The sequence below is a fragment of the Sphingomonas endophytica genome, assembly GCF_001476895.1.
GTDB classification, from domain to species: Bacteria; Pseudomonadota; Alphaproteobacteria; order Sphingomonadales; family Sphingomonadaceae; genus Sphingomonas; species Sphingomonas endophytica_A.
On the sequence record NZ_LDTB01000036.1, the window covers coordinates 1 to 11,204 of the forward strand.

Consider the following 11,204-nt stretch of genomic DNA (forward strand, 5'->3'; position numbering starts at 1 on the left):
AAATTCCTGACAGTCCCCCGGCACCCCGACGGAGTGCCGGCTTCGCGGTGCTTCAGCCATTGTGCTGACCAAGCACATCAATAACGCGGCCATGCCCAGCGCCTTCAGGCACCTGGCACCGATCTTGGCCCCTCCTTGCCGAACGGCCCGATCAGCTTCCGGTATTCGGCCTCTGGTTGCCCGTAGCCGTCGCCAGCCAGTTCCTCGAGCTTGTGCCGATCGAGAATGCGAACGCGGCCGCGCGTCGATCGGATCATGCCGGCGCCCTCCAGCACGTGCAGCGATACCGTCACGCCGGAGCGCTCGGCGGCAATCATCATCGCCATGAACTCGTGCGTCAGCGGGATCTCGTCGCTGTCATGCCGGTCGTGGCACATCAGCAGCCATCGCGCGAGCCGTGCCTCGATGCGTTGGTGCGCGTTTGACACAGCGCTTTGAGCGGTCTGGACGAGGAAGGTCTGGACGTAGCGCAGCAGCATCGCTCGCAGGGTGGCGCTTTGATCCATCGCGGTCAGAAATTCAGCCGCCTCGATCCTCAGCCCGCTATGGCCATTCACCTGGACGAAAATTTCATGCGGCGAGGTATTCGCGCCCAGCAGGAGCGGCACCCCAGCGAAGCCATCGCGCCCGAAGATGCCTACTTCCGTCCGGCCATGATCGGCTGTCATCATCACGACCGAGGTCACGCCACCTTCGGGGAACCAGACAGTCTCGATTGGCTTGCCGAGCGCGACCAGCACTTGTTCCCTGTGCAGCTGTTCGCGCCTCAGATGCGGCTTGAGCAGCGCCAGATCGTCGTCCGACAGGGCGTCGAGCAAAATATTCGTCGTGTAATGTTCGGCTGGATGCGGCACGCGCGAGCCCTATAATTCGGGGCGAAAGCGCGATGGTCCTTCAGCCGCTCGCGCCCTGATCGTCGGCGAGCGATGTGACAGATATAGGAGCGATGTCGCCGCTTACTAGCCACAAGGCCCGGCTTGCGTGGCGTACCGCACAATCGCCAGTCTCGACGGCCCGGAAACATGGCTCCGGGCAGAGGAGCACTCGGGCTGATTACCGGCGCGGCGCCTAACCTTGCGCAATCCTGAATGTGGCGCGTCCAACAGAGGGTGGTCGCTCCCCGCAATAACATAGAAACTCTGGGCAGATCAGAGTTCAGGCGAGCCACGGATCATGACGGACGAGCAGACCTACGACTATCGCCGCGCCGAAGCCGAGCTGGAGCAAGCGCAACGGGCGTGCGATCCACGTGCGGTTCGCGCCCATTATCAGCTTGCCGAAGCGTATCTCGGACGCATCGCCGCGCCGACGGAGGACGTCAGCGAACGCCGGACGCAGTGAGGGCCGCGATGGCTGATCCCCGGATGCCGGCAACGACCGGCGACCTGCTGCTGCGCGAGACGCACCACCGGTGCAGCAACGATCTGCAGCTGATCGTAGGCTTGCTGTCGCTGCAGAGCCGCCGCGTGCACAGCGAGGAGGCGCGCGCCGCGTTGAGCGACGCCGCTCAACGGGTCGCGGTGCTCGCCCGTGCGCGGGCTGCGATGTTGAACGGAGGGTCACCCAGCTTGGAGGCCGCGCTGAGCCAGTTGTGCGAAGCGCTGCACTCCCATGCCGAGGCGCGCTCAATCCTCGTGACGTTCCGGGTCGAACAACCTGTTGGGCGCTTGCCCGCCGAGCGGATCAACCCGCTCACGCTGGTCGTCAACGAGCTGATGACCAATGCGATCAAGCACGCGTTTGAGGATGGCACCTCCGGAAACATCACGGTGACGGCGGGTCGCAGCGCTCAAGGTGACGTGATGGTGACCGTCGACGATGATGGTCTGCCGTTCCCGGAGTCATCCGCGCCAGACGGTAGCGGAATGGGGCTCGGGCTCGCGAAGCGGCTGATGGCGTCCATCGACGGTCTGCTGATCGCGCCGACCGCACCGTCCAAACTCTTCGAACTCCGGGTCTTGAGCGAATACGGGCAGGTGCTGGCATGACCGATGATGGCTGCCATTCGGCCTTGCAAGGCACGGCGTTCGTCAGGACGCGGCTGCTAGCAGCCGAGGATCGGCAGGCACTCGTCGAGATCGCCACAGCGCCACGCCGGTTTAAGGCCGGTGTCGACCTGGTGTCCGAAGGTGTTCGCACGGACGCCATATTCGTCATCACAGAGGGCTGGGCGTGCCGTTACAAAATAACCCGAGATGGCGCACGCCAGATCACCGGGCTCGTGGTGCCCGGCGACGTGTGCAACCTGGATTCATTCATGCTTCCTCAGGTGAATTTTGGCGTGAGGACGCTGACAGCGGGAGCCGCAAGCGGATTGCCGCGCGAGCGCGTGCAGGCGCTCGCGGCCGAGCGTCCCGCGATCGCCCGCGCGTTTACATGGTTCACGATCGTTGAGAATTCGGTTCTGAGCGAATGGGCGCTGTCATTGGGTCGGCAGTCTGCGCGCGAGCGGCTGGCGCACCTGTTGTGCGAACTGGCCGTGCGTCTCGGCGGCACCCGCGGCGATGCGCCGAGCTATGAATTGCCTGTCACCCAGGAGCAACTGGCCGACGCGCTCGGCCTTACCTCAGTGCACGTTAATCGAACCCTGCAGCAGCTTCGGGCGGATGGGTTGGTCGCGATCGAAGCCCGTCGGGTCACCTTGCCGGACCTGGCGGCGCTGCGCAGGGTCGGCGACTTCGACGCCCCGTATCTGCATGCCGAAGCGTTTTCGGGCGAGGAAGAAAGCTGGGCGAGGCAAGCCAGGTAAGTGACGCGAGATAGTTCCTTTCGTCAAAGGGCAGCTATTCGTCTCGATGTGCCCGGCAGCTGCCGGGCAGAGTCACCAGCTTTGGCCGTTTGCTGGGGCGGCCCCGGCTCGTCGAAGCGGTCGATCCGCTCAGATGAATGAGCGGCCGGTTTTCGGAACGCCGGGAGCGGCGTGAACGACCGGGTTTGGGTCTCATCGGCCACGGCGCGGCTGACCGTCGCCTGGCTCATTTCGGCCGCACCCGGGGGCCAGCGCTCTCCCAAAACGTGGTCGTTGGGACGCTCGCCACTTTCCCATTTCTCCGTCTCCATCCAGCCGTTTTGGGAAAGTGCATTCGGGAACAGATTTTGGGAAAGCGGGCGCGTCGAACGGCTGTGGTTGCGATGGGCGCGGCGGATTCCCGTCATTGGTTCGTTTGAGGGACGCTTTGCTCAATGAGACGTGCCACCCATGAGCGGCACGTCTAAATCGCCTCTCAAAAAACTAAATTGGTGCGGTCAATACCGCAAAGACAAACGGGCGTAGTAGTAGCCGCCGTAAGCCCCGAATGGCGAATTACCACCATAGATTGAGCTACCGATGGTGTTGGGGACGGTGCTCTTGTCAGGGTAGGTGTCAAAGATATTATAAGCACCTACCGCTACACGAGCTGCACGTGTGACGTCATATCCAACCTCTAGGTCAGTGATCCACTTCGCGCCATAAAACTGGTCCAGGCTGGGTGTATTGTTGAGCGTTGCCCAGTTTCCGTAACGCGTCTCTCTAAGGTTGATCCCCAAGCGATCCAGGTTCCAGTCAAGACCGAGGATCAGCTTATCCTTTGGCGTTCCGACGGTGAAATATCCCTGCGTCTGCCGGTCGAAGAGTGTCAGACCAAGTCCCGAAAGCTGGGTAGGCGTCGGGGCGATGTTTTTGATGTTCGTGACATTGTGATTGTAGCCGACCGTCGTGCGAAGCCGGCCAAACTCTCCAAGGGGCAGGTTGTACGAACCAACGATATCGATACCGCGGGTGCGGGTGTCGATCGCGTTGGTGAAGAAGCGCACATACTGGTCGCCCGAGAGGCCATTTGCGCGCAAAATGGCGCGTACCCCTGCACTGGAAAGAAGGCTAGTAAGCGTAATCCGATCGTCGATGTCGATCTGATAGGCGTCCGCCGTCACCGACAAACCAGCTATCGGCGTCAGCGCAAAGCCGACGCTGTAGTTGCGGGATTTTTCCGGGGTCAGGGGTGCTGCCCCGAGTGCAGCAGCGATTGGCGATCCGGTACGAACGATCTTGGATTCGATCAGCTGATATGCACCGCTGACGAGATTGAACTGGGTCGACGTCTGCGCATAGGCCTGCTGCGCAAGGCTCGGGGCACGGAAGCCGTTGGAGAATGCGCCGCGCAGATTGAGCCAATCTGCGACCTTGTAGCGCGCTGACACCTTGCCGCTCCACACGTCGCCCGAGCTGTCGTCATAGGTTTCATACCGCACCGCGCCCGTCACGAGAAGGCGACTGGTGACATCAAGAGCGAGGTCGACATAGCCAGCCCAGACATTGCGTTTGATGTCAGCCTGGTCGCTCGGTGTCACGATGATCGCACCTTGAGCACCGACTGCGCCCGGCTGTCGGGCGAGGGGCGTTCCTGCCGGGAAGACATATCCGCCATTGGTGTAGGCCGCTGGATCAAGTGCCTTGGTGACATAGCTTTCGTAGCGGTATTCGGCGCCGGCAGAGATCTGGAGATTGCGCCCGCCAAGGATGGCATAGCTTTTCGTCAGGTCGAGATTGTTGGTCCACTGGTCGAAAGCCGCGCTGAACGTATCGAACGACGTCGGGCTGCTGGCACCGAGCGAAGCGTTGAGCGAGTTGTCCGCGCCGCTGCGTGCATAGTCGCGACCATAGGTGCTGCTGAGATCGAGCTTCCATCCACCGACGTTTCCGCGCAGTCCGCCGGTGAATTGGCCGTCGGTTTCATGGAGGGTGTAGAACGGTGTGAAGCCGTCCGGATAGATCGCGAGGATATTGCTGGTGGCATTGGGCTTGCGGCCTGCCTGCCCAACGCGAGCTTCGCGATACCCCAATGTGGCGGTGGCATAGGCCTCGACATTGCCGAGGTCATACCGCCCATTCAGCGCCGCCTGGATTTGCCGCAGCTGAGGCAAGCCGCCTTGATAGGTACGGCGGTTGACCGTGGCTTCCCGCGGATCAGGCTGGCCGTTCACTGGAAAATAGAAGGTGCCGGTCACGTCGGAATTGCGGACCGTCGCATTCTGATATTTGCCGTCCACCGACAATGCCAGCGAGCCCCGATCGCCCAGCGCGAAACCATGTGAGAGCTGCGCGCTGACGGTTTCGCCGTCGCTGCCGTTGACGCCGTCGTGGTAACGCTGGCCGACCTCGATGTTGGCCGTACCGCCGGTCGCATTGGATTTAAGAATGATGTTGATGACGCCGGCGATCGCGTCCGACCCGTACTGCGCAGCCGCGCCGTCGCGGAGCACTTCGATGCGTTCGATCGAGCTGGCCGGTATCTGGTCCAGATCGACGGGGTTGCCCCCTGCCGAGACGTTACCGGAATTGAGGTTGATGAGCGCGGAATTATGTCGCCGTTTGCCGTTCACCAGCACCAGGACATGCACCCCGGACAGTCCACGAAGACCGGCAGGACGGGCTACGCTGTCGAACGACGAGCTGCCGACCTGTTGGGCCTGAAAGGACGGCACCAACTGGGTCAGGACGTCGCGCAGCTGCAAGCCACCTGACAGGCGAGCAATGTCCTCACCGCTGATGACGTCGATCGGGGTTGGGCTGGACGCGACCGTGCGCGGTTGCCCGCGCGAGCCGGTCACGACGATGTCGCTGCCTTCGCCCGTGTCAGTTGGAGCGGCAAGAGCATCGCTTTGCTGCGCCTGAGCGAGCGCAGGCGTGAGCGAGGCAACGGAAAGCGCCAGAAGGCTAGGTACGATATGCATGGAAATCTCCGCTGTGCAGCGTGATGGGGAAGAGCGCGGGCGCGCAGCTGTCAGCGGACAGCGTCGAAGGGTGGTGCTTTTGTCAGCGGCTTGGGCTGATGTCGCGGCACGACGATCTGGCCAGCATCGACGAGCAGGATGCCGTCGCGAAACACCTTGTCGACCTTGCGCAGCGCCTCGATATCGACATCGGGCCGACCATCGACGACAAGAATGTCGGCAAGCTTACCTGCTGTGATGCTGCCCAGCTTGTCGTCCATGTCGAGGATTTGGGCGTTGGTCAGCGTCGCGGTACGAAGCGTCTCCGCTGGCGAATAGCCGCCGTGGATGAACCATTGCAGCTCGGCGAGGTAGACGTTGGGGACCAACTGGTTCGCATCGCCGATCGTGTCGGTTCCGATCCCCATAACGATCCCGGCCGCCTTCATCTTTCGGAAGACGTCGAAGTCAGCCTGCGCGGATAAGGTGAAACGCCTAGAGGTCGACCCGTAAAAGCCACCGGAGCGATCGAGTACGTTCTGGTAGACCTGGAGCGTCGGGACCGATGCCGTATGATGCCGCGCCATGGCCCGGATTGTGTCGTCCGTGCGGGGCAAAGGATGCTCGATGATATCGACGCCGGCATCTACTGCGAGGGCGGTGTAGACCGTCTCACAATCACAGGTGACTTTCAGGCCTAGGCGATGCGCCTCATCGACGGCCGCTGCAATCTCGTCGGGTGAGAAGTGGCTTGCCACCTTGATGATGGTGGCGCCGCGCTTGAATGTTTCCCGCACGGCGCCCCGCCAGGCATCAGCGCCGTTGCGTTCCCAAGCATAGTCGGGGCCGTGGCTGGGCGACACCGGCCGTTCGGTCGCGTGGCCCCCAGTCCCCGTGATGATATGCCCGGCAGTGAACACGCGCGGCGCTGGAATACGATTGGTCGCACTCCAGTCTGCCAGAATGTACGGAGCATCCGCGACGCCGTTCAGATCGCGAACCGACGTGATGCCGGCTTCCAGCATCCAGCGCAGGTTTCTAGCCCCCCGCAGCACGCCGTCACCTTCGCTCGCCTGTAGGTCGATCGGCGTCGTGCTATCCGGATAGGTCAGATGGACGTGAAGATCGATCAGGCCAGGCAGGACCGTCTTGCCACCGACATTGATGACCCGGGCGTCCGCCGGCCAGTCACGACGGCCCGCCGGCCATATTGCGGCGATCTTGTTGCCCTCGATGAGCACGGTAGCAGGTGCTGACCGGGCGGATTTAGCATCGAAAACCAAGCCACCGACCAGAACGGTGACGGCTTTTGCAGCGGTGCTTTCCTTGACCGGGATTCGCTGAGGGTCGTCGGTCGTAGCCGTCTGAATGATTGAACGACGATCGTTCAAAGGCGTCTGCGCAATACCACCCGTCGCGCCTAACGATGCCGCACACATGGCTAGGAGGGCTGCTACCCCCGTTTTTTGGCGGCGTAGCGATGCGATGACGCTGATATTCAAATTTCTACCTTTGCCCTTTTAGAGTTAATTCCCCCATATCGAGTAGGGGTTACAGGTAGTTTTGCTTGAAGGGCGCAAGCCAGCGCTATGAAAGCCGCGGTAGAAGCCGCTGCCACCAACCGACGTCGTGCCACTGCCCGAACTTCTGCCCTACCTCCCGGTAGATACCCAGCGGCGTGAAGCCCATGCTCTCATGGAGCGCGACGCTGCCGGGATTAGGCAGCGCGATGCCCGCAAACGCGGCGTGAACTCCGCGCTCGGTCAACTCCGCGATCAGCCTTGAATAGAGGGCGCGTCCAACCCCCGTCCGGTGGGCCTGATCGGCGATGTAGACCGTGACATCGACCGACCACCGATAGGCGGCGCGGGATCTATGCTGGCTGGCATAGGCGTATCCGATGACTTCGCCGTTTCGCTCGGCGATGAGGTACGGATAATTTTCCAAGGTCGTGGCGATCCGCTCCCCCATCTCAGCGATCGAGGGCGGGACCTCCTCAAAGGAGATAGCAGTGCCCTCCACGATGGGCGCATAGATCGCCTGGACGGCAGCCGCATCCGCTACATTGGCCGTGCGAATGGTCGGAATGGCTGTCATGAGACTTGGCCTTGCGGAGCAATGGCGATGCTGGACAAATCTGTCGCTGGGTCGACCGGCACGCCGGCTTCCTTCCGCTCGGAATAGCGATCGACCAATTGCGCGGTATGTGGGCGCAGCAGCACCGTGAAGCGCACCAGCTCCTCCATTACGTCGACGATCCGGTCGTAATAACTCGACGGCTTCATGCGGCCGGCATCGTCAAATTCCTCGAACGCCTTGGCTACCGATGACTGGTTAGGGATCGTCACCATCCGCATCCACCGACCCAGCACGCGCAGCGTATTGACGCTGTTGAATGACTGCGAGCCGGCAGACACTTGCATTACGGCAAGCGTGCGGCCTTGCGTCGGACGCATCCCGCCCATCGAGAGCGGTAGGTGGTCGATTTGCAGCTTCATGATGCCGGTAATCTGCCCATGCCGTTCGGGGCTGCACCAGACTTGCCCCTCTGACCACAGCGACAGCTCGCGCAGCTCGCGGACGGCCGGATGATCGTCACCGGCGTGCTGATCGGGCAGCGGCAGAGTGGACGGATCGAAGATGCGGGTTTCGCATCCAAAAAACCGGAGCAGACGCGCCGCTTCCTCGACACATAGGCGCGAGTAGGATCGCTCGCGCAGCGATCCGTAGAGCAGAAGGATACGCGGCGCGGGATCGAGCGGGCCAAGACCCAAGGCTGGCCGCTGGATGGCATAAGCAGGGTCAAGCGCTGGCAGGCTATCGGGATCAGTAACGGTACGGAGCGGCATCAGAGGGTTTTCGCAAGATAGGAGGCCGAGGCGGGGCACAGCGACGTAAATTCGCGTGAGGCGGCTATTGCCGGGGGCGCGGCGTCGCGATCGGCGTCGATATAGCCGAGCGCCCGAAAGAACGGTGCGGCCGTTGTCGTCAGCAGATGGAGGCGGCAGATACCAAGATCGCGTGCCTGTTGTTCGAGAGTGGCGACCAACGTTCGCCCCAAGCCATGCCCCCGATGATTGCCCAGGATGACGATCGAGCGAAGCAGGCGATCGGTCCCCCGCCCCTCAAGGCCACCGTAACCCACGAGGCTATCGGCATCGAACCGGAAGAACATACGATCCGGCTCAGCGAGATCGGAGTTGGGCAGAGCAGCCATATCCAGAGCCTGCGCCAACCCGCCCAGCTCGCTAGATTCCAGTGGCGTGATGGTCAGTTCTGTCATGCGATGCTGATCCTGATCGCCAGCGCCGCGAGCGTGATGAGCAGTACCGGCACGGTGAGCGTCACGCCGACGCGGAAATAATAACCCCATCCAATCCGCACGCCCTTCTGTCCCAGGACGTGCAGCCACAGCAGCGTCGCGAGCGAGCCGATCGGCGTCAGCTTGGGGCCGAGGTCGCAGCCGATCACGTTGGCGTAGATCATCGCTTCCTTGACCACCCCTGTCGCGTGCGCGGCGTCGATCGACAGCGCGCCCACCAGCACGGTCGGCATGTTGTTCATCACCGACGACAGCACGGCCGCGATCACGCCGGTTCCCAGCGCCGCGCCCCACACACCGCCTTGCGCGGTGTAGTCGAGCAGCGCCGCCAGATGATCGGTCAGGCCGGCGTTCCGCAGGCCATAAACGACCAGGTACATGCCGAGCGAGAATATGACGACCTGCCACGGCGCGCCGCGCAGCACCTTGCCGGTCTGGATGACATGGCCCCGCCCCGCGATCACCAGCAGCAGGATCGCGCCGGCAGCGGCGACGGCGCTGACCGGCACGCCAAGCGGTTCAAGCAGGAAGAAGCCGGCGAGCAGCAGGGCAAGGACGATCCATCCGGCGCGGAAGGTCGCGGCGTCGCGGATTGCGGCACCGGGCGCGCGCAGCGCCCCCACGTCGTAATCTCGCGGTATATCACGTTGGAAGAAAATCAGCAGCGCGCCCAGCGTGGCGGCGATCGACACGAGATCGACCGGCACCATCACGGCTGCGTATTCGCCGAACCCGATCCGGAAGAAGTCGGCCGACACGATGTTGACGAGGTTCGAGACGACCAGCGGCAGGCTGGCGGTGTCGGCGATGAACCCCGCCGCCATGACGAACGCCAGCGTCGCCTTGTCCTTGAACCCCAGCGCCCGCAGCATCGCGATGACGATTGGTGTCAGGATCAGCGCCGCACCATCATTGGCGAATAGCGCGGACACTGCCGCACCCAGCAGCACGATCAGGACGAACAGCCGGCGACCATGCCCCCCGCCCCAGCGGGCGACATGCAATGCCGCCCACTCGAAAAACCCGGCTTCATCGAGCAACAGGCTGATGACGATGATCGCGACGAACGCGGCGGTCGCGTTCCAGACGATGCCCCATACTACCGGCACGTCGGACAGGGTGACGACGCCGGCAAGTAGCGCCACGACGGCTCCGCCTATCGCGCTCCACCCGATGCCGAGGCCCTTGGGTTGCCAGATGACAAGCGTGATCGTCGCGACGAAGATCAGGACGGCAAGCAGCATCAGACGACGCGCTGGCCTGAGGCATCCACCACCTGTTCGCCGTCTTCCTTGGCGAACGCGCCGAGCTGGCCGCTAGGCAGCAGATCAAGCACTGCTTCAGAAGGGCGGCACAGCTTCACGCCGAGCGGCGAGACGACCAGCGGCCGGTTGATGAGGATCGGGTGGGCCATCATCGCATCCACCAGCGCTTCGTCTGACAACGCCGTGTCGCCGAGGCCCAGCTCCGCATAGGACGTTCCCTTCTCGCGCAGCAGCTCACGCGGCGTCATACCGGCGCGGTCGATCAGCTCGACCAACAGCGCGCGTGCAGGGGGCGTCTTCAGATACTCGATGACATGCGGTTCGATGCCGGCATTGCGGATCATCGCCAGCGTGTTCCGCGAGGTGCCGCAATCGGGGTTGTGATAGATGACGATATCGACGGCCACGGGGCGTCCTTTCAGCAGCAGGGGGCGAGTTCGGCGATGAGCGGCGCGCACAGTTCCGCGTTCCCCGCGCAGCAATCCTTGACGAGGAACAGCGTCAGCGCGCGCACACCGTCCAGATCGGCGCGATAGATGATCGAGCGGCTATGCCGTTCGGAGCGGATCAGGCCAGCGCGCGCGAGAATGCCGAGATGCGCCGACATGGTGTTCTGGGGCACGTCTAGCTGACGGGCTATTTCACCGGCCGCCATGCCGTCGGGTTCGTGACGGACCAGCAGGCGGAACACATCCAGGCGCGTTCCCTGTGCCAGTGCACCAAGCGCAACAATAGCCGAATCTTTTTCCATATATCCAGCATAGCAGATATATCGATTGGCGCTACTGTCTCGCGCTTGTTAGTAGCTCAGGTGTTCCACCACTCACCCGCAACAGGTTTTCGGGAGGACCAAGAGCGTCCCAAAACTCGATCCTCGTGGGAAAGCTCCGGCCGTCTCGCTGCCCGTTCCCAATCGGGAAAGCTCA

13 protein-coding genes are annotated in these 11,204 nt (G+C 62.7%); 3 read left to right on the top strand and 10 right to left on the bottom strand.

The annotated features are described in order from the left end of the window. Positions 1-104: 104 nt before the first annotated feature. Positions 105-854 (bottom strand): Crp/Fnr family transcriptional regulator, encoded by a 750-nt coding sequence (locus NS334_RS09975; protein WP_058755827.1) that lies wholly within the window; start codon positions 852-854, stop codon positions 105-107. 319 nt (positions 855-1,173) lie between these two features. Here NS334_RS09975 and NS334_RS18640 point away from each other — a divergent pair, with 319 nt between their 5' ends. From NS334_RS18640 to NS334_RS09985, 3 genes are read left to right on the top strand one after another with little or no spacing between them, the layout of a single operon-like run. After that, positions 1,174-1,341, top strand: coding sequence for a hypothetical protein (locus NS334_RS18640; RefSeq protein ID WP_193753053.1), 168 nt, complete (start codon positions 1,174-1,176; stop codon positions 1,339-1,341). A gap of 8 nt (positions 1,342-1,349) precedes the next feature. Further along, positions 1,350-1,988, top strand: a complete 639-nt coding sequence (locus tag NS334_RS09980; protein ID WP_083500391.1) for a sensor histidine kinase — start codon at positions 1,350-1,352, stop codon at positions 1,986-1,988. Next, complete coding sequence (locus NS334_RS09985; protein WP_058755829.1) at positions 1,985-2,749, top strand: Crp/Fnr family transcriptional regulator; 765 nt, start codon at positions 1,985-1,987, stop codon at positions 2,747-2,749. Before NS334_RS09980 ends, NS334_RS09985 begins: the two co-directional genes overlap by 4 nt. A gap of 23 nt (positions 2,750-2,772) precedes the next feature. Here the strand turns inward: NS334_RS09985 and NS334_RS18225 are convergent, their stop codons facing one another. The 9 genes from NS334_RS18225 to NS334_RS10025 all read right to left on the bottom strand — a co-directional run bounded on the left by NS334_RS18225 (position 2,773) and on the right by NS334_RS10025 (position 11,029). Continuing rightward, a complete protein-coding gene (locus tag NS334_RS18225; RefSeq protein ID WP_153002685.1) occupies positions 2,773-3,156 on the bottom strand; it encodes a hypothetical protein in 384 nt (127 codons plus the stop codon). Positions 3,157-3,246: 90 nt separating this feature from the next. Then, complete coding sequence (locus NS334_RS09990; RefSeq protein WP_083500392.1) at positions 3,247-5,712, bottom strand: TonB-dependent receptor plug domain-containing protein; 2,466 nt, start codon at positions 5,710-5,712, stop codon at positions 3,247-3,249. 50 nt (positions 5,713-5,762) lie between these two features. Further along, on the bottom strand, positions 5,763-7,082 hold the full coding sequence (locus tag NS334_RS09995) for an amidohydrolase family protein (RefSeq protein WP_241491895.1): 1,320 nt from the start codon (positions 7,080-7,082) through the stop codon (positions 5,763-5,765). 196 nt (positions 7,083-7,278) lie between these two features. Next, positions 7,279-7,788, bottom strand: a complete 510-nt coding sequence (locus NS334_RS10000; RefSeq protein WP_058755831.1) for an arsinothricin resistance N-acetyltransferase ArsN1 family B — start codon at positions 7,786-7,788, stop codon at positions 7,279-7,281. After that, positions 7,785-8,540, bottom strand: coding sequence for an arsenical resistance protein ArsH (gene arsH / locus NS334_RS10005; protein WP_058755832.1), 756 nt, complete (start codon positions 8,538-8,540; stop codon positions 7,785-7,787). The genes NS334_RS10000 and arsH overlap by 4 nt, the downstream gene beginning before the upstream one ends. Further along, a complete protein-coding gene (gene arsN2 / locus NS334_RS10010; RefSeq protein ID WP_058755833.1) occupies positions 8,540-8,974 on the bottom strand; it encodes an arsenic resistance N-acetyltransferase ArsN2 in 435 nt (144 codons plus the stop codon). The genes arsH and arsN2 overlap by 1 nt, the downstream gene beginning before the upstream one ends. Then, positions 8,971-10,257: an arsenic transporter gene (locus tag NS334_RS10015; protein ID WP_058755834.1), complete on the bottom strand. Its 1,287-nt coding sequence runs from the start codon at positions 10,255-10,257 to the stop codon at positions 8,971-8,973. Before NS334_RS10015 ends, arsN2 begins: the two co-directional genes overlap by 4 nt. Continuing rightward, positions 10,257-10,685 (bottom strand): arsenate reductase (glutaredoxin), encoded by a 429-nt coding sequence (arsC, locus tag NS334_RS10020; protein ID WP_058755835.1) that lies wholly within the window; start codon positions 10,683-10,685, stop codon positions 10,257-10,259. Before arsC ends, NS334_RS10015 begins: the two co-directional genes overlap by 1 nt. Before the next feature lie 11 nt (positions 10,686-10,696). Further along, positions 10,697-11,029: an ArsR/SmtB family transcription factor gene (locus NS334_RS10025; RefSeq protein ID WP_058755836.1), complete on the bottom strand. Its 333-nt coding sequence runs from the start codon at positions 11,027-11,029 to the stop codon at positions 10,697-10,699. Positions 11,030-11,204 lie beyond the last annotated feature (175 nt).

Excerpts from the sequence above, each read along its gene's own strand:
- NS334_RS18640 (WP_193753053.1), top strand. The coding sequence starts at position 1,174 with ATGACGGACGAGCAGACCTACGACTATCGCCGCGCCGAAGCCGAGCTG.
- NS334_RS09980 (WP_083500391.1), top strand. The coding sequence starts at position 1,350 with ATGGCTGATCCCCGGATGCCGGCAACGACCGGCGACCTGCTGCTGCGC.
- NS334_RS09985 (WP_058755829.1), top strand. The coding sequence starts at position 1,985 with ATGACCGATGATGGCTGCCATTCGGCCTTGCAAGGCACGGCGTTCGTC.
- NS334_RS18225 (WP_153002685.1), bottom strand. The coding sequence starts at position 3,156 with ATGACGGGAATCCGCCGCGCCCATCGCAACCACAGCCGTTCGACGCGC.
- NS334_RS09990 (WP_083500392.1), bottom strand. The coding sequence starts at position 5,712 with ATGCATATCGTACCTAGCCTTCTGGCGCTTTCCGTTGCCTCGCTCACG.
- NS334_RS10000 (WP_058755831.1), bottom strand. The coding sequence starts at position 7,788 with ATGACAGCCATTCCGACCATTCGCACGGCCAATGTAGCGGATGCGGCT.
- arsH (WP_058755832.1), bottom strand. The coding sequence starts at position 8,540 with ATGCCGCTCCGTACCGTTACTGATCCCGATAGCCTGCCAGCGCTTGAC.
- arsN2 (WP_058755833.1), bottom strand. The coding sequence starts at position 8,974 with ATGACAGAACTGACCATCACGCCACTGGAATCTAGCGAGCTGGGCGGG.
- NS334_RS10015 (WP_058755834.1), bottom strand. The coding sequence starts at position 10,257 with ATGCTGCTTGCCGTCCTGATCTTCGTCGCGACGATCACGCTTGTCATC.
- NS334_RS10025 (WP_058755836.1), bottom strand. The coding sequence starts at position 11,029 with ATGGAAAAAGATTCGGCTATTGTTGCGCTTGGTGCACTGGCACAGGGA.